This window comes from Mesorhizobium sp. M1E.F.Ca.ET.045.02.1.1 (assembly GCF_003952485.1).
In the GTDB taxonomy this organism is placed as follows: domain Bacteria; phylum Pseudomonadota; class Alphaproteobacteria; order Rhizobiales; family Rhizobiaceae; genus Mesorhizobium.
Map to the genome: position 1 here is coordinate 182,795 of NZ_CP034447.1, position 22,321 is coordinate 205,115.

The following is a 22,321-nucleotide window of genomic DNA, read 5'->3' on the forward strand; positions in this document are numbered from 1 at the left end:
GCGTACCTGCCATCGCCCGGCTCTGCGACAGCCTGAAATCTATCTCGAACCAAATCCGAATCGCTCGTTGAGTCTCGTCCCTCCCAGCGCGGTAAACCGCGCCTCGATCTCGGCATTCCAGCAAGCCTCCCACGAAGTTCGCCCGCTGGACAGGGTGAAGGTCTGCTGTCCGATTAGCTGGTTTAAGATCAGCTCAGGCTGCGGCGGCCGCTCGATCTCGCAAAACTCTACAATTCTGCGAATGGTCTCGAGCTGAACTTCGCGTCCTTGGTCGCCTATGATCTGCTCATAGCTCAATCCAAGAACATTCTCCTGATCCGCCCACGGTGCCACTGGATGGCAGCGATCATTGAAAATGAAAGGCGCGATCTCATCGAAGTACTTCAGCATTTTGTCAGGTCCGTCCGGCTCATTGCGCCACGTAATCTCAGCCCTCTCAGGCGGGCACCAATCGCTGTCACCTACATATCGCATCTGCGACACAATTGCCGCACGCATTTCGCGCGAAAGAAAGACGATCTTGAAATCCGCTAAACAATGGCGAGTGCCGATGTCGCACGGTAGATGCCCATAGCCAAACTGACCGGGCTGAATAAAGCGCGAGGATATCTCGATCGGTATCCATAGAATATTTTCGGAATGAGTGAAGCGAGCTCGCTCGACATCCACAAAGCGGAAGTCTCCAAGATAGTCTTTATTAAAGAACACATCGGACTGTACAAGCCCGAGCAGTCCAAGCAGACGGGCATATAGGTGGGTGCCCGCCTTCGGAATGGAACATATCATAACCCGCGAGCTTGAGCGGCCGGCCGTCGGCTTGATTGACCAAGATTCATTCGAGCAGGGATAAAGTGGAAAGGGTTGACCCGCGATATCGCGCAGCTCTTCTGGAAGCGGGTGAAACATTGTGGTTTCCTCACTGTTGCAGCGGCTTTTTTAAACAGCCGGAGCCAATGCGCGACAGGACAAGTTCCTGACCAGCTTGACCCCAAGCAGTCGCGCCCTCTGTTGCCGTACCAGAGAAGTAAAGCCCGTCGCATGCGCTAGCCGCGAGACGAACCGCTAGTACGGGTGGCATCGGCGAGCTCGTGGCCAACTTGCTGAGATGAGCTATTTACCAAACGCCACGTCGGCGTTCCCTAGAGATGTAGTCACCTTGTCATACCCCCGTTTTCGATCGGACGATGAACCTAATCATAGAATAACGCAAGTAAGATTGGTTATGTCGCCAATATACTAATGAATATATTTTCCCAGACGGCACCGCTTGCGTTGCCGTGCAGTCGTCCCCACTGCCCTGACGACGAGGACACCACGGTTTGCGCGGCGCATGCGCAGCCAGTAAAGTAAGCTCCATTGACAGCATCGGGCCAGGAGACGTCGTTAAACGAGGCCACTCGCAAGACCGCCTCGCGAGCGGCCGAGCGCATGCCCTCGCGTCCATTGCCCCGACTGCCGAGACATGGGCGCGAACGGAGCGGCAGCCGGAATCCGATATCAACCTTGTCTATGATCTGCGTCAGTGAACCGTCAGCGAGACTCGAATATGCAGGGCTTTGCTAGGCCTTCGCGGGTCGACTGCCAGCTTGGAACGAACACTAAGACACATGCGGAAGCCCCGACATACACAGAAATTGCTGCTAGACATCATCTATGATGCAATTAACACGGCTCCGAATGCGCTCGCACGTATAGCTCTGTATGTTGCACAAGACCCCGAGGCTGTTCTGGCGCTGTCCATTGCCGACCTTGCGCGCAACACCGCTACCGGTTCTGCTTCAATTGTAAGATTTTGCCGAACCTTGGGACTCTCGGGATTTCGCGAGTTTAAGATTGCGCTCAGCGGCGAAATTGAGCGGCGGAAGTTGAGCGGCGAACTGGCTGAACGCGCGCCATCAGAAGCTGTAGACACAGCTCCTCGGATCGCCATCCTCAGTTCTGCTTTACAAAACTCAATTTCCGCGTCCGCTCGTGGTTTTGACGACCTTCAAATTAGTGGGCTTGCCAACCGCATCCGAGCGGCCCGACGCGTCGAACTGTTCGGCACGGGGCCGTCATCCGTCTGCGCTGATATTCTGGCCATGCGACTGATCTGCCTAGGTTTCCCCGCACATTGCTCGGGGTCCGCCACCGTGTCTCACGCTCTCGCGCGAGGGCTTGGCTCGTTGAGCCTCGCCATTGGCATTTCGTCGCGTGGCCACACTGTGGAAACCAAGGATTTTCTGGCCATTGCGCGCGAAACCGGAGCATACACGATTGCCATTACGACCCGCGTTGACTGCCCGATCGCCCGGACTGCGGACGAGGTGGTCTTGTTTACCTCGGCTGAGGCTTGGCCACAGGCCGGGTCGGCGATGCACGTGCCGCCTCTGGTGTTGCTGAGCGAATATCTTTGCCAGTGTCTGCAGATGGCGGAAGTCTGAATCCCCACCAAGGCCAATTCGGGCAGTTCCGAGGTTATTTCCGGATCCCACCTCGGTCTTCGTCGCGCGTGCTCGCGTGCACGAGCCATTGAAGCGATAAACTTGAACCGCACTTTCGACTGTGCGTACTGCGTGCTTGTTACATGGAAACGACGAACTCACCGAGCAACCCTCTTGCCACGGCGCGGGGGTGTTTGGTGATCATAGGGGAAGCTTCAACAATTGAGAAGCTGACGAACTACTACACCGGGATCAAACCGGAGGACAAGGCAGGTTCCTCGTCGTTGGCAAGGCTGCAGCACCAGGTCGACTCCGTGCCCTAGGCGGTCCATGCGCAAGGTTCGACGGCGCGCTCGCCGACTGAGTGGCGCTGGAGGGCCTCGAGAGGGCATGGGTCGGCCGCAGCAGCGTGGGACGCAGGAAGGCAGGCAAGATCCTGGCTTCCTTCTTCACCGACAGCAAGTCAGCGGCTCCTTTTGCCGGTCGGCAGATCGGTGGACCAGGTCGAGCTTCTTCCATGTCCACTTCTACGTTTGCCACGGTGTTCGGGAATTCCTGGGAGATTGGGGGCTGACATCTATCGGGTGCTGCCACGAAGGTTGGTATTGACGTATTTCGCGAGGTCTAGCGCGGAGATGCTACCAACCAATTGGTCCAGACTCATTTCGGCCGAGATTGAGGCGGAATGCTCCAGGAGTGCAAGGAGATCATCCCTGTGCTTCGAATGGTGGTTCTCCAGGTGCATCTCGACCTTTCGCGCGATGACGTCCGCGAAACTCGCCCTTGTCCCAAAAAGCGGATCGTTGATTAACGCCGTCGGTCGTTCCTGTTCGAGAACCCAATTTATCGCCAGGGTCCCGTTCGATCTCAAGAATACGATCTCCAGCTCCGCGTCGGCAGGTCGCGATGTGGCAATGGAGAACCCCGCATCCGCCAGAGCCCTGGTATCCTTATCCACAGCCTGAGTGAATGCGGCCAAATTGACATGATGAATGTCAATGTCGTTCGGCGCACGCTGGATGAACTGAGAAAGGACGCTACTGCCCGCTACCCAGCTATCTTTGCTCCGATTGCGCGAAATGGCGACTAACGCAATGCGCATCAGCTCGGGCATCATGCGCTTGTGGCCTTCTTTGATATTGAGAACAGCCTGTAAGTTACGTTGACGTCGGGATAGGTCCCGGCTCGCAGAAGCACAGATGTGAGATCATTTGAACCCGCAATCTTTTCAAGAAGGTCGTCACGGGCATTAGTGCCGAACCCAAGAACGATACGACCTGTTTCCGTAAGGAATCTTGGGCCATCTGAAAGAAATCTCTCGAGCAAGTTGTACCCTGGATCGATCGCACCACCTTCGAGGTCGTGGACAAACTCGTAATCTTCTGGAGCGTAGCTCGACGGGTAGTTCCAAAATATGATGTCGAACCTTCTGCCAGGTGGAACATTGGTAAATATATCGCTTGCGATGACTTCGACGTTCCTAATGCCGTTTCTTGCAGCATTCTCCAACGTGTTCTTGACGGCCCTCGGATTGATGTCGCAAGTCAGCAACGACAGCGCGCCAGTCTTTGCCAACAGAAGGCCGGGAAGACCGAAACCGCAGCCGATTTCTAAGACGGTCTTTCCGTCGAATGGGGGAAAATTCTCGCTAATCCAACGCCAACTCTGGAAGTGCTCTGGAGGAAAAACCCCTTCCTGTACGACCAGATCCAGTCCGAATGCCTGCATCTGACGCGGGAAAGTGGCTTGTTGACTTGTCCGAAGCGTTGTCCTGATACGATCAAGTTCGCTCATTGTTCTCCGGCCTTCCGGCGCGGTGCCATGCCTGGTTGTTTTCCCGGCTCGACGGCATCAACGGTTCGCTTCAGTAAGCAATTCCAAAGAGGCATTGAAAACAGACCGGCCTCAAGAATGAGGCGGTCCCAAGATGAGCGGAGGGGTGCATACCGGAAGAGGCCTTCTAGACCGGCTCGATCCCCCTGGAAATACCGCTGGACGGCTGTCGTTAGGCCCGACTTTGCTGCGGTTAGGAGTGCTCTGTCGTAACAGAATCTTGCGTGGGCAAAGGCGCTACCATCACTCCGATTGTCCGGCATCGGCGCAGCTCCCCTGTCGCCGAGAACGTTTAGCAACATTTGGAAAGATGAATGGGCAATGTAGCCGGAATCGAGAGAAATCCAAGCAGTCGCTTCGTCGCCCAACGACCGGCACCTAAGTATTCTCAGCTCAGCATCCATTACTTGATGACTATCGCTCACATGAAGGAGGTTCGTCACGGGATTATCGCAGAAAAAGAGACTACGTACGGTGCCGCATAAAGCCTGGGCCGGCTGTGTGTTACCCTTCAGTTTTTGCGACAAGTGCAGCGCATTAGGTCCGCTCCAGATCGTGGCGCAAACCGGACGCATGTCGAATAAGTCCAGCACCAATGGCCAATGCTTCCCGCCGGTGGAACAGGTAAGGGTATAAAACGCATCAATGGATTTGCGACTATGAATCGAAAAGAACCGTTCCGAGAGTTCCAAACCGGTTCGCCGGCGAATAAATTCGTCGAGCAGCGAGGTTAGGCCAGAGCGCGCGACTTCCGGGCCATACACTATCAGCGCCGTGGATGACATCATGCCGCCCCCCCCAAAGGGTCGCTTGTGATATGGGCCTTCCTGCTCGCGACGGTGATCCTAGTCGCTCTAACGCGTCTCCCTTCCAGCCAATCGGCGAGACGAGCGGGATGACGGGCATTAATCACAACGCCGGGAAGGCTTTTCTTCGCCATGAATTCGACCGCGCAGGCGTCAATCGAGGTGTGGCCGAGAAGGACAAGATCTTGAGCAGCGATCTGCTCTATAAGTGCAGCGGGATCGTCGGTTGCTCCACCGCGATGCACGCCATCGACATCTGTCAAAATCACCAGCTGTGGTGCCCCAGTTAACCAAGCGATCCACGCGGCAACGGCGTCGGATGTGACGTCCCAACTCCATTCCACTGGGTCAGCCGCAAACAGCAAACGGGAAGGCAGCAGCACTGGAATCTTCCCAAGTCTCGCGAGAGTTCGGCATTCGCCTAGGCTGGCCGATGGAACTAGTTTGGAAGAGAAGGCGGCATCCGCAAGCAAATACCCCGTTTGGTCCTGTGCTAGAGCACACGCATGATGCGCGGTACACGGATCTAATCGCTCGGCTGCATCAATCGCCTCAATTGCTTTGTCCGGGATGCCGCCGCCTGGAACAAGTAGGATTCGATGGCCCTTATCGGCGAGACGCTCAAGTTCAGCCAGTGCGAGCTTACACACGGCAAGATCACGCATGATGCTCCCGCCGAATTTGAGAACAATCGAAAAGCCATATGGTGGAAAACCTTTTATTGAGCAGTCCATCGGCTTGCCATCCCGCCCTCAGGCAACAGATACGATCTCAGGAATTTTTGAAGCTAGGTTTGGAAGCGCTGCCCAGACCTTTTGAAACGCGGCCGCGTACAATTTCATCACTTCAACGTCGTTTGGTGGAGCGATCTCCGACACGTAAAACATGGTGTTCAATATCTTCATGGCGTTTGGAAAATCGGTCCTTGACCATTGGCCGCAGATATCCGGCAGATATTCAAAGACGGGCTTCGTCAGCCAGACCGCAACGGGAACTCCCTCGGCTTGAAGAAGCTTAATGATGAAATCCCTGGCCGTAGGGCCAGGTAGAAAACCGAGCTTTTCCGGCTCAAGACGCAACGGGAGATTCAGCATCGATTGTTGATGATCTGCTGGATCGAAAAGAGGCAGAAGCCCTGAGAGGTGGCCAATCTCCTGCCAAAGGAACCTAGCATTCCTTCGCCTTTTTTTAAGCTGCCGGTCAAGCTGCTTGAGCCTGTGATTAGCAATGGCAGCAGAGAATACATTGGGTCGGTAATTGTAGCCTTTGGAGTTCGGGGAGAATATCCTAGCTCCACATCGCGACGAGCTTGTCAGCGAAACATTATCTACATGGTGGATCAGAGCAGGGTCCCTCGTCAGGACAAATCCAAGCTCACCTGCCCCGAGGTGTTTAGCTCCGTTGCCGGAGAGAGAGAGTGCATCGCTCTCCAAGTAAGCTCCATTGACAATATCTTTCGCAGCGCCAATTGATTGGCAAACATCATCGATAATCGCCACGCCTCGCGCTCGCGCCGCCAATCTCAAGCTGGGAACCAAGAGGTTATTTCCGAACAGATGAGTTATGAGCGTCGCCGCGTCACCTGGCTTGATGAGGGAGGCCGCCATCTTCTCATCAACTCCGGCAAGGTCTGGCTCAACATCGACAAAGACCGGTTCGAGTCCACTGATCGCGATTGGGCCTACGGCTCCCGGCCAGTTCAAAGCCGACGTAACGACTCGGCGACCTCGGTTCCGGTAGTAGTCGAGAGCCACGTGAATAGCGGCTGTGCCGCTTCCAACGGCGCGCACAGACCAGTTACCCGACCAATCCGCTAGCCGCTTTTCGAGCTCAATCACCATAGGGTGATTGACGCGATGATATTTGCCGCTTTCGACAACATTTGCGAGCGCCTTCAAATGTTTACGTTTCGCAGCTGGCCAAAGAACAACTCGCCCAGCCGGCACCGTGGGATCTCCTCCAAAGAGCGCAAGAGAAGTGTCCTTCTGGTGGACGCATCGTGTGCTTGCTGCCGTGGCTAAGCTTACATCCTTGGTCATATGATCTAGCCTGGTTGTGTTACATCGGCCATCGGCCACTCGCGAAGTCACGAGCCGAACCGACCCGTCTCTCGCATACTTTTGCGTCTTGCAACGAGGCTCGGCTAACCCACAAGAGCAGAGTCGCTCCTGAGAACAGGCTGGGCGCCGTAGCGCCCTCGCTACGTTGAGTTCAGGAAAGAGCTTTCAAGCTCGCAACCGGCTTATGAGGCGTCAACCTCGTCGGAAATGAACTCGCTGAACGATGCAGTCCCTCCTTCGTAAATCAACACCTAATAGCCCTTGACAAGAAGGGGAAGTGGTCCTCTGAAATATATTTATGGATATACTATTTATTCTCCGCCGACCTTTAGCCTCCTATCTGAGATATTTTAGTATCGGAAGTGACAACGCGAGGTTGCTTTTTCAGCCTCTAGTACCGGCACCATTTAAAAGATAAAAAGCGCAGCGCGGATGCGCAGGAATATCATCCCGCCAAAGCCGCGGGCCAGATAATCAGCCAACCTTGGCGAGCTGGAAGCACCCCGAGCTTCCGTAATTGGTTGAAGCACTCGCCGGACCGAGGGCCGGCGTCCAATGTTAGTAGCCCCTTTCGCGAACACTCCGGCTAGTGGGTTTGTGTCAGAATGACCTCCCGGGATCGTATTCTGAGCGCTCAGTGAGGATGTATCTCGTTGTAGTCATCCCACCGGGCGATCTGGCGGAGAACCATGGGTGATCATGCAAGGAGTGATGCGAAGGCAATCACGCTTGAAGGTTTTGACCCAGGCTTCCGAAACGTCGCTGGAGTGGGGCGCTTCACGGGCGTGGAGCAAGTAACGCGGTCAGCGCAGAGGCGAAGGCGCGTGTTCCTTGCCGGTGTAGGGGTGCCATTTTCCGACAGGTCTCGATCGGATGAGGCACCCTCGTCGATCCGAAGCGTGTCTTGACCGCCTCCAGCATCATATCGCACGGGACCCGCAGCCCTCCTGCGACGGCCCAAGCCGAATGGCTCAGCTACTCGGCTGATGTCGGCGAAAATCGCTCACCAATACTTCTTTGTAAACGTGAAGTTTGCCAGCTGTCTCCTGCTCATGTTTTGCAAAGCGCGCGACACTGCGCGCTGTTCTACATCAAGGTGGTTAGTCAATGCGGATGCCACTGCGCTCGTAGTCTTGCCGAGCTGAGGCATTGCGTCAGTTAGCCTTGCAAGACTGGTTCGAAAAGCCGGGGAAAGCTCAGACGCGGTTATTTCCATGCGAAGGGCATGAGAGCAGAAACAGAACTTGTCGATGATATGGCAGATTTCGCAATTACATGCCCCCAGAGCTATGTCAGTGAATATTTCTTCCGCTCGAAGAGCGAGCTCCGTTGGAGATAACTCACCAGAGGGGGCGGTTCGGTCGAGAGGGTGAGTCCGTGTACGAGTTAGGGCGAAGGTAAGTGTTTCGCGCGCCACCACATACGAGTCCAATAGAACCCACTCGACCAGAGGTCTCGTAAAGTAACCCCTTTGAGGAAAGGACACGATCTTCCCTTCCGCTGCAAGTCGGATAAGTGCTTCGCGTATAGGAGTCCGGCCGATGTTGAGGACGGACGCTAGCTCTTTATCGCTGAGATGCTGCCCCGGCATGTGGGATTTGCTGTAGAGCAATTGAAGTACCGCGTCGTAGGCTGCATCGGCTTTTGCGTTCTTCTTGGCTTCAATAGCCAAACTGGGCATTTCTGTCCGACGACATTGGGCCGCATTTTTGCAGAACCACATCTCTACGCTTCCCCTTTTTTCGACGTCCTTTGAACGTTCGATTAGCAGAATTTGAGTTTCTGCGGCGTGCTATTTCTCGACATCCGGACATGACGCATGCACCGCGCGCCGCCTCAGCTGCATACACCATGCGTATGAGGTGTGACCATGGCCAGCCGCGGCGCTCGGATGCGGAAGCCGGTTGTGTGCGTCAAGTTCTGCAAAAAGGGGCGGCCATGGTGCTGGTCATGCGGCTTGGCGCAGAGTGAGCTTCTTGTGCTCGCGCAGGTCGTCCATGTTGATGTAGCGGTTGGCCTCCATCCAGTTTTCGTTGGTTTCGACGGCCAGCGCCCTGACGAGGCGTAGGCAGCTCTGTGAGTTTGGAAAGATGCGCACGATATAGGTGCGGCGCCGGATTTCCTCGTTGAGCCGTTCAAGCATGTTGGTGCTCTTGAGATGCTTGTGGTGCTGGCGTGGCAGACGAAAGAAGGTCAGCGTGTACTCGATGGTCTCCTCCACCCATGTCGTCAGTCGTGGGTAGCGGGCCGACCATTTGGAAAGCCATGCGGCGAGATCGGCCTTGGCCTCGGCGAGATCGCGCCGGTCGTAGAGCCAGCGCAGTTCCTGCAGGCAATCGTCGCCATGCTTTCTCGGCAGGTGATCGAGCGCGTTCCTGAGGAAGTGCACGTAGCAGCGCTGCCATGCCGCTTCCGGGATCACCTCGCCGATCGCCGCGACCAGGCCGGCATGATCGTCTGACACGACCAGCTCGACGCCCTTGAGGCCGCGCGCCTTCAAGCCAACGAGAAAGTCCCTCCAGGCCGAGCGGCTCTCACGATTGGCCATCTCCACGGCCAGGATCTGACGCCGGCCGTCCCAGTCTATGCCGACAGCGATCAGCACCGCCTGGCTCATGACGATGCCGGCCTCGCGCACCTTCTCGTAGCGAGCATCGAGGATGAGGTAGGCAAAAGGCTCTTGAAGCGGGCGCTCGGCAAACGCTTTCAGGCTCTCGTCCAGGCGTTTGTTGATGGCCGAGATGGACGAGGCCGAGAAGGCATGGCCGCACAGCTCTTCCGTTATCGCCTTGACCTTGCGGGTCGACACGCCCTGCACATACATCTCCGCAAGCGTGGCCACCAAGGCCCGCTCCGAACGCTGGTAACGCTCGAAAAGCTCGGTGGAGAAGCGGCCGGCCCGGTCCTGCGGAACTCGCAGCTCAAGCTTGCCGACACGGGTGACAAGAGTGCGGCCATAATAACCCGAGCGATAGCCGAGCCGCTCCGGTGTGCGCTCGCCTTTCGAAGCACCCAGAGCCTCTGTCCATCTCGGCCTCGAGCATGCGCCACCCCAGAGACTGGCGATTTGTCACGCGTCGTTATTGCAAGCGTATGCGCTCCTCGGTCGTAAGCGGTGTTTCCGGACCACCTTTCGGGAGTGGTCGCGATCTGTGAGGTTGCCGATCCTGTATTGGGATCGGAGATCGGCTTGTGTCTGGACTTGACCTTACGCTTGACCCGGAGCGGCAGCTTCGGCGTTTCGAGGTGATCAACGGTGCCGGCGGTCGGCGTCACTGGTCGGTGGATGACAAGGCGCGGATCATCGCGGAGACGCTGGAGCCGAACGCAGTCATTTCCGAGGTAGCCCGTCGGTATGGCCTTAGGCCGCAGCAGGTCTTCGCCTGGCGCCGCGAAGCGCGCAAACCGGCCACTTCGGTGCAGCAAGATTCTCCTGCCTTTGTGCCGGCGGTTTTGGCGGCGGCGGAACCTGTAGCCAGCCGTTCACCGAAGCAGCGGAAACGGCAAGCCACCCGAGGTGCCGGCATGATCGAGCTTGAGATCGACGGCATCTCGATGCGCGTTGGCCGGGGCGCCGATACCAAGACGGTGGCGGCAGTGATCCGCGCGCTGAAGGCGACGTCGTGATCGGGCCGACGGGTGCGGTCAAGGTCATGGTGGCGACGAAGCCGGTGGACTTCCGCAAGGGTGCGGAGGGATTGGCCGCACTTGTGCGCGAGACCATGGGCGCTGACCCGTTCAATGGGGCGGTCTATGTCTTTCGGGCCAAGCGGACTGACCGGATCAAGCTGATCTTCTGGGATGGCACCGGGGTTTGCCTCTATGCCAAGCGTTTGGAGGATGGGGAGTTCCGCTGGCCGAAAGTGCATGACGGCATGATGCGGCTGACGGCCGCGCAACTGTCGGCGCTGCTCGAAGGTCTCGACTGGCGGCGTGTCCACGAGGCGCGCCGGACTCGCGTTCCAGCCCAGGCGGGCTGACCCGCGACGAAGTGAATCAGCCTGGATTCCGCTGTCGCGGACTGTCGGCGAATATGGTCTGATCCGCTCATGGCGATGACGGCTGACCAGCTTCCCGACGATCCGGATGCGCTGAAGGCGATGGTCCTGGCGCGCGACGTCGAGAATGCCCGTCTGATTCAGATCATCAAGGAATTGCAGCGTCATCGCTTCGGCCGGCGTGCCGAGACGCTCCCCGAGGATCAATTGCTGCTGGGGCTCGAAGAGGCCGAACAGATCGAGGCCGCCGGTGACGAAGAGCAGGCACAGACCGCTCTTGGCGAACGTCAGGCGCCTGTCGCCAAGCGCAGGGCGAACCGCGGCGGGCTGCCACCCCATCTGCCGCGCGTGGAGATGGTCGTCGACATCGAGGATCATGCCTGCCCGTGCTGCCGCAATGGCTTGCATCGGATCGGCGAGGACATGAGCGAGCGGCTCGACATCGTTCCGGCGCAGCTGCGCGTGATCGTCGTGCGCCGGCCCAAATATGCCTGCCGCGCCTGTGAGGATGTAGTGGTTCAGGCTCCGGCGCCCGCCCGGCTGATCGAGGGCGGCCTGCCGACCGAGGCGACGGTCGCCCAGGTGCTGGTCTCAAAATATGCTGACCACCTGCCGCTCTATCGTCAGGCGCAGATCTATGCCCGGCAGGGCATCAATCTCGACCGGTCCACGCTCGCCGACTGGGTCGGCCGCGCCGCCTGGCATCTGCGTCCGGTGCATGAGCGGCTGCTTGGCAAGCTGAAGTCCTCGCCAAAACTCTTCGCCGACGAGACGACCGCGCCAGTGCTCGATCCCGGCCGCGGCAAGACCAAGACAGGTCAACTCTGGGCCTATGCCCGCGATGACCGACCTTGGGAGGGGAGCGACCCGCCGGGCGTCGCCTATGTCTATGCGCCGGATCGGAAGGCCGAGCGTCCGATCGCTCATCTGGTGGGCTTTACCGGAATCCTGCAGGTCGACGGCTATGGCGGCTATCGCGTGCTCGCCGACAAGAGCGGCGTGACGCTCGCCTTCTGCTGGGCACATGTGCGCCGGCGCTTCTACGAGCTCGCCGCGGCCGGTCCCGCGCCAATCGCCAGCGAGGCGCTGAGACGGATCGCGGAACTCTATCGCGTCGAAGACGACGTCCGTCGACGATCGGCCGAGCAGCGCCGTGTCGTGCGCCAGGACAGGAGCCGCCCGATCGTCGTCGAACTCGAACCATGGCTTCGCGAAAAGCTCGGGCTGATCAGCCAGAAGACAAAGCTCGCCGAGGCGATCCGCTACACGCTCTCGCGCTGGGAAGGCCTCTCGCGCTTCCTTGACGACGGCCGCATCGAGATCGACAGCAACACCGTCGAACGCTCGATCCGTCCGATCGCGCTCAACCGCAAGAACGCGCTCTTCGCAGGCTCTGACGGCGGCGCCGAACACTGGGCAGTCATCGCCTCGCTGATCGAAACCTGCAAGCTCAATGGTGTCGAACCGCTCGGCTATCTCGCCGATGTCCTCACCAGGATCGTCAACGGCCACCCCAACAGCCAGATCGACGATCTCCTGCCTTGGGTCTACATCAACAAGCTCCAGCTCAAGGCTGTGGCCTAAGAACACCGCTTACCCTCGGTCGCGGCCAGTTCTGAGAAAGGCGACGGCCTCTCGCTCATATCTTTCATAGGAGATGCCGATAGCATAAGCCGAAGCGTCCAGCCCATGAGCCAGACCGCGAGCGATGTTCACAATCCGGGGTCCCCAGCCAGATCAGGCGGCTGTGACAGTAGCTCTGCGCAGATTGCGGAGACGCCCATACCAAGAGCTTCGACACGCGTAGCACTCTGTAGTCGCTCCGTCAGGCGCTCGATCTGGGCGTAGTCGAGAAGGCGAGCTGAGGCCTCAACCGAATGTAGGAAGGCCGCGCTCAGGTTCGCAATTTCCGGTCTTACATGCGAGTTCAGTGGCGAGGTGCTGTGTCAGTCGCCGGGCTTTATCGCGCTCAATCTCCCCGGTAACGCCACCCTGAACTCGCGAAACCCAGAGAGGCCAAGAGTACGGCAAAAACGCAAAACCGACGCTTCTCCGCTGTTTGTTTGACTTACGAGTTTGGAGATAGATAAGTCCCCAAGAAGCTCGGGGTTTTAGGCAACAAAATGCGCGATTCTGGATTGTGAGCTAGGCCCGCTGGCGACCAGACCGCATACCGCATCCCGCACCAAGCTTGATGACCTGTCCGCCATTGCACTGCCCGCCGGGGTATGGTGTTCCGGATGCAGGCGCGGGCGGACCGTCCACGCCGCTGCCCTCTTTCTACATTGGGCAAAGCAAACCTTTAAGTTCCGCCAAGTTCAGCAACAATGCCTCCGGCTCAAAGGTCCGGAGGTCATTCCTCAGTCGACTCGTATGGTGGCGGGCGCCCCCGAATGCGCAGTAGCGCATATTTGCATTTCGCGCGGCACTAAGACCGATGACGCTGTCCTCAATGACAAGGCACTCTCTGGCAGACACGCCCATGATTTCCGCCGCCAATAGCAGCACAGAAGGGTCAGGCTTCCGGACACCGATGTCATCGGAGGAGAAGAACCGTGAGCCTACAAGCCCCAAGAGATTGGCGGCTCTCATGCGGTGGATGAGTTCGAAACGAGATGTGTTCGATGCGACACAAAAGGGAATGGAAAGCCACTGGAGCAGTTCAACCGCGCCAGGTGTCGCCGACAGGATCCCAGAGGCGGCCAGCTGGATCTCAGCCGCGGCCGTTTCCATGAAGTTCTTCGGCAGGCTTACACCGACAAGTCTTTCCAGATGCCGTTGTTGATCGTCTCGCTCAACACCGGAGAGCGTTGCCGTTATTTCATCTGGATGCACCTGGAAACCTTCCGCGGCAAGTTTTGCCGAAATCACCTCCGATGCTACGATTTCCGTCTCCGCAAGGGTGCCGTCAAAATCGAAGATGATCAGTCGAGGCCGCGACCGATCGGACGTTTTGATCGATGGTGAAGCCATCATTTCGGATCACCGGGACGAATGACAGGCAGCTGATCAAGTCCCTCGTGACGATGGACAACGACATCCGATCCGTCCAACATGACGACATCGTATGATGGCGCAGCCGCCACAAATATGGGCTTGCCATATTGTTCCCAGTCCAGAACGATATGCTGCGCCGTGCCACGGCTGGCAGTAAACGATATGCCCGACAAACTGCCTGCTGCAGCAACATGCCGGTGACCAAAGAGCATGTGGCGGACCGATGCGTTTTTCCGAAGGATGGAAAGGAGCCGATCGGACTCCTTCATATCGCTCGTCTTAAAACAAGGCACATGCAAATCCGCCGGCGTATGGTGCATAGCAACCACGACTGGTCGGCCGGCGGCACGGAAAAGCTGGTCCTGCAGCCATTCAAACCTGCCACCGTCAAGACAACCGAAATGGCTGATGTCGTCCTTTGTGTCGAGCAAGACGACGAGCCAGTCGTGCAAGTCGACAGCCGCCTGAACGAATCCTTCCCCGCCGAATACGCCTCGAAATGCGCCGCGGTCATCGTGGTTGCCGATCGTCAAATGGACCGGGAGCCGGACCTCCGACAAGATCTCGCGCAAGAGTGCGTAAGCGGCTGGATCGCCTGTATCAGCAAGATCGCCGGTAATAAGGATGAGCTTGGCATCTGCGTGTACGCGCGAGACATGGTCCAAGGTGTCGCGCAATCTCTGCGCCGGATCGATGCCGTAAAGCGTCTTGCCAGGGGCAACAAAATGAGGATCCGTGATATGAATGATTTTCTGCATTGCTCCACACTCAGATTGGGCCCGACCCTGGGAGGAAGTGGGACAAGAGACCGCTGCTGCGTCAGGCCACTTGATTGCCGTCGTTGTGGTGACCATCTATTCCAGGCGTCTGACAGCGAACCGTGAGCAGTGAGGGGTCGACCCTCTCTGCCGCCCGGATCGAGGTGTTCGATTCCAAGCAAACAGTTGACCGACGAACGGCCAATAAATGTCGCGAGTTGTAAATGCTCGGGCCGCATAAGGGACCTCGGTCGCTATCGCTTTCGGTTGATCATGAAGTAACTCGTCCATCATCGAAACGGTGCCACGGGCCTGTGCTTCGAGCTCCGGTGAGTTCCCCCACGCAGACACGAATGCTCCTTCTTGACCCTCAATTGTAATTTGTGAGCAGCTCGGTCGAACACCGTTGAGTGTCGCTTGCGCGCGCCCGCCCCATGCCGCATCCGCCTGTCAGACTTCGCCGATATCGAATGCAAGGGAGCTTTGTTCGGATTTATGTCAAGTGGACGGAATCGCCGGGACAGTCGGTATAGGAAGACATTTTTGTGGGGTTGAGTGGATGGGAAGCTGCTGCAGTTCACCTTACGGCACCTGCTGCCACCGGGTCCGCCTCCTGCCATTTTGTATTGGGCTGGACTTCGCTCGTCATCAGCAGGACGCTAAGTTCTTCGGCTGATCGCGCGACCACCGCAGCGCCGGCTGACAGCAATCGTTGACCGTGGTCGTCGTGGCAGTGGCCGCCCGCGGTGAAACCGATCACCATCATCCCCGCGGCCACACCGGCTCGAACGCCTGCAATGCTGTCCTCGACAACGACGCAGCGCGCTGCCTTAGTGCCCATCTGGGCGGCAGCGAACAGGAAGAGGTCCGGTGCAGGCTTACCGGCCTTTACCATGGCGGAGCTGAACACGTGGGGATGGAAGTATGCCCAAAGTTCCGTCAGTTCAAGACCAAGCCGCAGCTTGTCGGGGGCGCTGCTCGATGCGACGCAGCGCGGCAATCGCAACTGATGCAGGAGTTGGTCAATGCCGCTGATCGCTTGCAGTTCCGTCTGGTAGCTTTCCTTTATCCGGGATTGCACGATGACGTCGAAGTCGCTGGGTAGAGGGCGGCCCCAGTCTTCTTCGATCATTTTCCGCATGGTGGCTGAGGAAAGGCCGGTAAACCGCAGAATCACATCAGAATACGACATGGGATAGCCAATGCGGGTAAGTTCTTCGGCATCGATTCGACTTGCCAGCGTCTCGCTATCGATCAGAACGCCGTCGCAATCGAAGATGACCAGTTCATAAGAGGCCTGTTGATTCATTGCATGCCCTCGGGAACCCAACCTTCTGCGGAGACCTCGACCACATGTCGGTCGCTAACTTCGAAGCGATGCACCAGGACCCCATCAACGTCGATTATCGCGATGTCAAAAGCGGGCGCATCCTCGACGAAGTCCGCGTCTCTCCGCGTGAAATGTGGAATGATCTGATGCGCCACGCCGCGGTTTGCACTGAAAGGGATGCCGCTCCAGGTGCCGCCAACATCGACATGCACATGGCCGTGGAAAATGTGCCGCACATTGCCGGCGCTGACAATCGCCTGCATGATCGGGCGCCAATTCTCGGTGCTCCAGGGTTCGAAATGCGGCAGGCCGATCGGCTGCAGCGGATGATGGACGAAGAGGTAGGCCCGCACATCCGACGCCTCGGCCACCCGGGCCAGCAGCCACTCGAGCCGACCATCGTCCAAGGAGCCATGACCGAAACCTTCCACCAATGTGTCGAGAAAAATGAGGCGCCCGGCAGATCCGTCGTGAACCGACTGGATAAAGCCGTTCTCATCGCGCGGCTCTCCAGGAAACGCCCGAACAAAATTCTCGCGGCTGTCGTGATTGCCGAGCAGAAGGCGGGCGGGCACGCGCAGTTCCTGCAGCACCTCGCGAAGTAGGACATAGGAAGCGAAATCTCCCTCGTCAGTGAGATCGCCAGTCACGACGCAAAGCTCGGCGTCGGCGTGATCGCGGTTGATGCGCTCAATGGTCTTGCGAAGCCGTTGGGCAGGATCGAAGCCGAAGAGCATGGCGCCTAACGGCACAAGATGGGGGTCGGTCAGATGAATGAGTTTCATGGATAATCCCGAAAAGGGAGGGATGCCGCACAGGAGCGTGCAGCGTCTCGGACGAGGCGATCAGTTCGTTTTCGGCAGGAGTGCGCGAACCTCGGACACCATGTCTGCGAGAGCGGCTTCCGGTTCCTTGGATCCAAGCGCAATAGCCGTCATCTCGTCGCGGAGGACCTCCCCGATCTGCACGCCGTTATCACCAGGCCAGGAGAACCACGGGCGGGCGCGGGGCGTCTGAAGCACGCTGGTGTACCAGTTCGGGTGCTTATCGTAGAAGCCGGCGAGATGATCCTTGTCGAGGGCAAGCGTGTTGGTCGGCATATAACCAGTATTCGGCACGACAATGCTCTGGCCTTCAGGACTTGTGGTGAACTTGACGTAGTCCCAGGCGGCGGCGCGCTTGGCGGGATCGTCGGTAAGGATTATCGCAACCATGCCGCCCGTCGGCATCGTCGCATCTTCAGCGCCGAGCGGCTGCTTGGCTGTGCGGAGCTTGAACCGATCTCCAATTTCACCTTCGAAACCGCTCACACTGCCGGCAGAGGCGAAGAAGAAGCCGAGCTTGCCAGAGGTGAAGAGCTGCCGGGCGGCATGGGAGTCGATCGCCGGCTGAGCGCCGTCGGTGTGGAACCGCTTGAACAGCTTGACGGCAGCCTGGCCTGCAGGACCGTCAAAAGCGATGTCGCTCTCCTTGTCGTTCATCATCTGGCCGCCGAAGTTGCGTACCAGGTTCTGCGTGGCCCAGTCGTCCGAGCCGAGCTGGTAATACATGCCGGACGTTCCATTGCCGAGCGCACCGACCTTGCCGGCCAGTGCGACGAAGCTGTCCCAATCGGTCGGAACCTTGTCGGGGTCGCCGCCCGCCTGCTTCACGAGATCGGCATTGTAATAAACGACCGGCGTCGACATGGCGAAGGGAAGTCCGTACAGATGGCCCTCGATTCTTGCCAGAGACAGGATTTGTTCCGTGTAGCCCTTATCGGCCAGGTGATCGGCGGCAACGAGATCGTCGATGGGCTTTACGAGCCCGCGCGTGACGAGCGGACGGAGCACGTTAAAGCCGACATAGTGAACGTCCGGCAACTCGCCTGCCATGCTCTGACGAATCAACGTCTGGACAGCTTCGTCATAACTCGGCGCAGCAGCGCGGAAGCTGATCTTGATTTCCGGGTGGTCCGCCATGAAGCGGTCTGCAATCGGCTTGTGGATCACTTCGTGTTCGGGCCAGGCGTAATAGACATTGAGTTTCGTCTCGGCTTGCGCTGGCATGGCTGCCGCTGCGACACCGGCAGCAAGGATCATTGCAACTGTTTTCACATTGCTCTCCTGAGTTTTGAGATGGAGGTTTTTAGAGACGGAGCTAGTGTCGGCCGAGCACCAGACCTCGGATGAAGTGTTTCTGCATGAGAAGGAAAAAAGAGACCAAGGGAGCAGTTACGAGAACGCCCCCCGCCATCAGCGCACCGACATTTCCGGCGCCCTCGCCGGCCTGCCGGAAATAGGCAATGCCGAGCGAAGCCGTCATCATGTCGGGATTGGTTATCACCACCATTGGCCAATAAAGATCGTTCCAATGGGCCACGATAGAGAAGATCGAGAAGGAGACGACGGCCGGCCAAGCTGCTGGCAGCATGATCCGCCAGGCGATCGATAGCTCGCTGAAACCGTCGAGCCGCGCCGCGTCGAGCACCTCATCGGGAAAGGTCACGAAGAACTGCCGGAACAGGAAGATGGCAAACACCGAAATGATCCAGGGCAGAACCAGAGCGGCATAGCTGTCGAGCAGTCCGGATTTTGCGAGGGCTATGTAGATCGGGATGGTTGGTATCTGCACCGGCACCAGAAGGCCGAGCAGGACGCCGACAAGCAGAATAGGGCGGCCCGGGAAGGACAGCTTGGCCAGCGCATAGCCACATGGGATGGCGATCGCGATCTGCAACACAAGAATTGCCAGACACACGACAAAGCCATTTGCCATGAACCGAAGCAGCGGAATTGCCGAGAGCGCAGTGCCGTAATTGTCGATTGCGCCGTGAAGGGTCGGCGTTGGAAGCAGGCTGCCGTCAAAGATCTCGCTCTGTGGCGTCAGCGAGGCAAGGATCATCCACAGAAACGGAAAGACCATGATGATCGCGCCGGTGACAAGCACAGCATGCGAGACAATGCGGGAAGAGGAAGATTGCCCCAGGATCATCACTGGCCTCCATTTGCTTTCCAGCGCGCCCGACGCTCGGAGACGCGCATCTGGACGAGCGACAGGAAAGTCACGAAGACAAAAAAGGAAACGGAGATCGCAGAAGCATATCCGACGCGGAAGAAGCGGAAACCTTCTTCATAAAAAGTGTAAAGAACGACGGAGGTAGATTTCATCGGCCCTCCCTGTGTGAGGACCGCGACCGTTTCGAAAACCGAAAAGGCGCGGATAATTGTCATCACGGTGACGAACACCGTAACTGGCGCCAGCATCGGCCAGGTGACCAGAAGGAAGCGCTTCAGTCCCCTGTCCGCCCCGTCGATAGTCGCAGCTTCGTAGAGCTCCTCTGGAATGGTCGAAAGGCCAGCCAGGAAAAGGATCATGTTGAAGCCAACCAACTGCCAGACGCCGATCGCCGCGAGCGCATATATGGCCGTCGCCGGGTCGGACAGGAACCTGACGGGCGATGCGCCCAGGAGCTGCAGCAGCGTGTTGGCAAAACCCAGACTTGGATGCAGGATTGCTTCCCACGCGGTCGCGAGAGCAACCAAGCTTGCAGCCACGGGCAGAAAGTAAGCGGTTCGATAGAGAACTGCGAACCGTGATCTAGCGATCAAAACGGCGACGAGCAGCCCCCACCCGATTGCCGTCGGCACGACCACAGCCACATAGAGCGCGGTGTTGCGCAGACTCTGAGCAAAGCCAGGGTCGGTCAACATGCGCGTATAATTAGCAACCCCGATGAATTGGATTCCGGCCAAGCCGAGCGACGCATTCGTGAAGGACAGAAAGAAGACAAGAATGGCGGGTCCGATGACAAGGGCAACAAGCAACAGCGTCGCCGGCACGGACAGAATTATGCCAGCTTGCGCCTGGGCCCGAGTCGGCCGGTAGCTGCCTGCAGTGTTCGGAGCTAAGGAACTGAGCGGAATGTCGTTGGCTAAGGCCATGTCAGGCTGCCCCGCTGTGATCGCCACGCTGGCGCGAGCCGTTGGAAGGAAAGAACCATGCCTTTTCAGCGTCGATGGTCAGTCCCAGATTATCGCCGTCACGCAGTGATCGCGCGCGCTCGGCGGAAATGCGGGCGACGAACTGAGCGCCGGCCTCGGCATCGACAAAGACGTGAGCGTCGATCCCTGCGTGCTCAATGCGCGTGACGCGAACCGGCAGGGCTCCTGGATGATCCTTCTCAGCCAGGGTCGCATGCTCGGGGCGGAAGGCCAGCGTTCCGGCCAGCCCGGATCCGAGCGCGTCGCGAATGATGATCCTGCTGCCGCCGATCATGAGCCCGCCGCCTATAGGTGCGGCCACTGCCAGCTCGTTCAGGAATGGCTGCGCCAGGAAGCGCGCTACGTCTAGATCGACGGGTTCGCGATAGAGATCGGCAGGGGCTGCGACCTGACGGAGTTCGCCGCCAAAGATGACTGCGACGCGGTCTGAAAGCGCTGCCGCCTCGGCCTGGTCATGGGTAACGAAGATAGTCGTCGTTTCCATTTCCTTGTGAAGCCGTGCGATCTCGCCACGCGTATGGATGCGCAGCGCTGCGTCCAAGTTTGCCAAGGGTTCGTCCATGAGGAAGATCTTCGGCTTGCGCACCATGGCGCGTCCCAAAGCCACGCGCTGGCGCTGCCCGCCCGACAGCGCCGACGGTCGACGCTCGAGCAGCGCGTCGAGCTTGAGAAGCCCTGATGTCTGCCGGACCCGCTCCTGGATCGAGCGTTTGCGTTGGATGGCTCCGGGCAGCAGCGCGCCAATCACAGGAAGCCGTTCCAAGCTGCTTAGCTCACGCATGACCAGCGGGGCAGCAATGTTGTCGTGCACGCTCAGATGCGGATAAAGGGCGTAGCTCTGGAACACGAAGGCTAGGTCGCGGTCCTTCGGCGCCACCGCGTCCAGCCCCCTGCCGCCTGCACGCACATGGCCCTGGTCGGCACGCTCCAGCCCCGCGATGATCCGAAGAAGCGTTGATTTACCACACCCGGACGGCCCCAGCAGTGTCACAAACTCCCCCGCAGCAACCCTTAGACAGATGCCGCGCAGGACATCAATCGCGCCAAACCGCTTGCCGATGTCGTCGATGTGAAGGTCTAACGCTGCCATTCCGAGTTCCCTTTCGGTGGGCGTGACTTCTATCGGTGCTTTATTTCATTTTCGTGACAATATGGAGTTTAATTTCATTTGGCAACCGGTTTATCCATCGCCTTTCCGAGCGCCAGCATGAGGCTTTCGATCACAAAGATCTTGCCGATCGTCGATGTTAGGGTGCCGCCGATCGGGTGGTCTTGAAGGCCGGAGGCCTGCAGGGTGAAGTCAGCCGCTTTCTCGAGCGGGCTGCGGGCGCGGTTGGTGATGGCGACGGTCAGTGCCCCCGCAGAACGGGCGCCCTTGAGGAACTGGACGGTGTCAACCGTGAGGCCGGAGATCGAAAGGCCGATCGCAACGCATCCGGGACTAAGCCCGCTGGCGACTTCGTGAGCCATGTTGGAATTCCTGAACGCAAAGGCCGTTAGCCCGACACGCAAAAGCCGATAGGCAAGCAGTTCTGCCGTTATACCGGACATTCCGGCGCCGTAGAGGTCGATCCGTCTGCTTGCCGCAAGCGCGGCGGCGACCTTCGCGAGAGTTTCGGAATCGGCATTGTTGTGTGCGATGCTGAGGTTTTGCGCCATGGTGTCGTGCAAGGATTGCAGAGCGCTATCCGCAGTTCCAGCAGCAGTAGGAGGCAGTCCCGGGCGGCCAATCTCGGCCGCCAATGCCAGCTTGAAGTCGCGGAAGCCGGAAAAGCCTATCTGCCGGCAAAGCCGCAATATGCTCGCTTCACCACTGGCCGCGAATTCACCTAGCTCCGCGACCGATTGGTGCAGCACCTTTTCCGGGTTTTCCAGAATGTATTTGGCAATGCGAGCGAGCGCATTGGGCAATCGATCGATGTCGTCCTGCAGGCGAGCCAAGATGCTCTCGTGCGATGCCGCTTTCATTGCAGGTGAGTTGACGCTCATTTCCACAATCCTCACCCCTTATGAATGAAGGAAAGAGCAGCGAGATACCATAAATTATCGAACAATTTCTGGACAATCGACCGAGGGCGGCCCCAAGGTCGCGAGAACAATGCCTCGCTCGTGACCGTCCTGGCGTCGGTCCGC

20 protein-coding genes and 1 pseudogene are annotated in these 22,321 nt (G+C 58.4%); 4 read left to right on the forward strand and 17 right to left on the reverse strand.

What is annotated here, in order from left to right; translation table 11 throughout:
• Positions 1-39: 39 nt before the first annotated feature.
• Positions 40-906: a sulfotransferase domain-containing protein gene (locus EJ070_RS00830; protein ID WP_108722861.1), complete on the reverse strand. Its 867-nt coding sequence runs from the start codon at positions 904-906 to the stop codon at positions 40-42.
• A 728-nt stretch (positions 907-1,634) separates the two neighbouring features.
• Here EJ070_RS00830 and EJ070_RS00835 point away from each other — a divergent pair.
• A complete protein-coding gene (locus EJ070_RS00835; RefSeq protein WP_189350281.1) occupies positions 1,635-2,423 on the forward strand; it encodes a MurR/RpiR family transcriptional regulator in 789 nt (262 codons plus the stop codon).
• A gap of 577 nt (positions 2,424-3,000) precedes the next feature.
• Here EJ070_RS00835 and EJ070_RS00840 read toward each other — a convergent pair.
• The 7 genes and pseudogenes from EJ070_RS00840 to EJ070_RS00870 form a co-directional block, all read right to left on the reverse strand.
• On the reverse strand, positions 3,001-3,540 hold the full coding sequence (locus EJ070_RS00840) for a hypothetical protein (protein WP_126089924.1): 540 nt from the start codon (positions 3,538-3,540) through the stop codon (positions 3,001-3,003).
• Entirely contained in the window at positions 3,537-4,217 is a 681-nt protein-coding gene (locus EJ070_RS00845; protein WP_126089925.1) for a methyltransferase, read from the reverse strand. Before EJ070_RS00845 ends, EJ070_RS00840 begins: the two co-directional genes overlap by 4 nt.
• On the reverse strand, positions 4,214-5,044 hold the full coding sequence (locus EJ070_RS00850; protein WP_245464782.1) for a nucleoside-diphosphate kinase: 831 nt from the start codon (positions 5,042-5,044) through the stop codon (positions 4,214-4,216). The genes EJ070_RS00845 and EJ070_RS00850 overlap by 4 nt, the downstream gene beginning before the upstream one ends.
• Positions 5,041-5,796, reverse strand: a complete 756-nt coding sequence (locus tag EJ070_RS00855; protein WP_051695332.1) for an aspartate kinase — start codon at positions 5,794-5,796, stop codon at positions 5,041-5,043. The genes EJ070_RS00850 and EJ070_RS00855 overlap by 4 nt, the downstream gene beginning before the upstream one ends.
• A gap of 18 nt (positions 5,797-5,814) precedes the next feature.
• Positions 5,815-7,101 carry a DegT/DnrJ/EryC1/StrS family aminotransferase gene (locus EJ070_RS00860; RefSeq protein WP_126089926.1) on the reverse strand — a complete coding sequence of 429 codons (1,287 nt, stop codon included), beginning with the start codon at positions 7,099-7,101 and terminating at the stop codon, positions 5,815-5,817.
• A gap of 1,024 nt (positions 7,102-8,125) precedes the next feature.
• A complete protein-coding gene (locus EJ070_RS00865; RefSeq protein ID WP_126089927.1) occupies positions 8,126-8,845 on the reverse strand; it encodes a GntR family transcriptional regulator in 720 nt (239 codons plus the stop codon).
• A 225-nt stretch (positions 8,846-9,070) separates the two neighbouring features.
• Positions 9,071-10,166, reverse strand: a pseudogene (locus EJ070_RS00870) (IS256 family transposase); the annotation flags it as partial.
• A gap of 202 nt (positions 10,167-10,368) precedes the next feature.
• On the opposite strand from EJ070_RS00870, the gene EJ070_RS00875 reads away from it, so the two are divergent.
• The 3 genes from EJ070_RS00875 to EJ070_RS00885 all read left to right on the forward strand — a co-directional run bounded on the left by EJ070_RS00875 (position 10,369) and on the right by EJ070_RS00885 (position 12,704).
• Entirely contained in the window at positions 10,369-10,749 is a 381-nt protein-coding gene (locus EJ070_RS00875; RefSeq protein WP_210211967.1) for a transposase, read from the forward strand.
• Positions 10,746-11,102, forward strand: a complete 357-nt coding sequence (tnpB, locus tag EJ070_RS00880) for an IS66 family insertion sequence element accessory protein TnpB (protein WP_027154943.1) — start codon at positions 10,746-10,748, stop codon at positions 11,100-11,102. The genes EJ070_RS00875 and tnpB overlap by 4 nt, the downstream gene beginning before the upstream one ends.
• A 69-nt stretch (positions 11,103-11,171) precedes the next feature.
• The gene (locus EJ070_RS00885; RefSeq protein ID WP_126089929.1) at positions 11,172-12,704 is read left to right on the forward strand and encodes an IS66 family transposase; all 1,533 of its coding nucleotides are present in this window, start codon (positions 11,172-11,174) and stop codon (positions 12,702-12,704) included.
• A gap of 696 nt (positions 12,705-13,400) precedes the next feature.
• On the opposite strand, the gene EJ070_RS00895 is transcribed toward EJ070_RS00885, so the two are convergent.
• From EJ070_RS00895 to EJ070_RS00935, 9 genes are all read right to left on the reverse strand, one after another.
• Entirely contained in the window at positions 13,401-14,096 is a 696-nt protein-coding gene (locus EJ070_RS00895) for an HAD-IA family hydrolase (RefSeq protein WP_091597848.1), read from the reverse strand.
• On the reverse strand, positions 14,093-14,875 hold the full coding sequence (locus EJ070_RS00900; RefSeq protein WP_029354781.1) for a metallophosphoesterase: 783 nt from the start codon (positions 14,873-14,875) through the stop codon (positions 14,093-14,095). The genes EJ070_RS00895 and EJ070_RS00900 overlap by 4 nt, the downstream gene beginning before the upstream one ends.
• Before the next feature lie 577 nt (positions 14,876-15,452).
• Positions 15,453-16,184, reverse strand: coding sequence for an HAD family hydrolase (locus EJ070_RS00905; RefSeq protein WP_051695327.1), 732 nt, complete (start codon positions 16,182-16,184; stop codon positions 15,453-15,455).
• Positions 16,181-16,990, reverse strand: coding sequence for a phosphodiesterase (locus EJ070_RS00910; protein WP_091597850.1), 810 nt, complete (start codon positions 16,988-16,990; stop codon positions 16,181-16,183). The genes EJ070_RS00905 and EJ070_RS00910 overlap by 4 nt, the downstream gene beginning before the upstream one ends.
• Positions 16,991-17,050: 60 nt before the next feature.
• Complete coding sequence (locus tag EJ070_RS00915) at positions 17,051-18,301, reverse strand: ABC transporter substrate-binding protein (protein WP_029354776.1); 1,251 nt, start codon at positions 18,299-18,301, stop codon at positions 17,051-17,053.
• A gap of 43 nt (positions 18,302-18,344) precedes the next feature.
• Positions 18,345-19,178, reverse strand: coding sequence for a carbohydrate ABC transporter permease (locus tag EJ070_RS00920; RefSeq protein WP_029354774.1), 834 nt, complete (start codon positions 19,176-19,178; stop codon positions 18,345-18,347).
• Complete coding sequence (locus EJ070_RS00925) at positions 19,178-20,128, reverse strand: sugar ABC transporter permease (RefSeq protein ID WP_126095611.1); 951 nt, start codon at positions 20,126-20,128, stop codon at positions 19,178-19,180. Before EJ070_RS00925 ends, EJ070_RS00920 begins: the two co-directional genes overlap by 1 nt.
• Position 20,129: 1 nt before the next feature.
• Entirely contained in the window at positions 20,130-21,278 is a 1,149-nt protein-coding gene (locus tag EJ070_RS00930; protein ID WP_126089930.1) for an ABC transporter ATP-binding protein, read from the reverse strand.
• Positions 21,279-21,352: 74 nt separating this feature from the next.
• Entirely contained in the window at positions 21,353-22,177 is an 825-nt protein-coding gene (locus EJ070_RS00935; RefSeq protein ID WP_051695325.1) for a MurR/RpiR family transcriptional regulator, read from the reverse strand.
• Positions 22,178-22,321 lie beyond the last annotated feature (144 nt).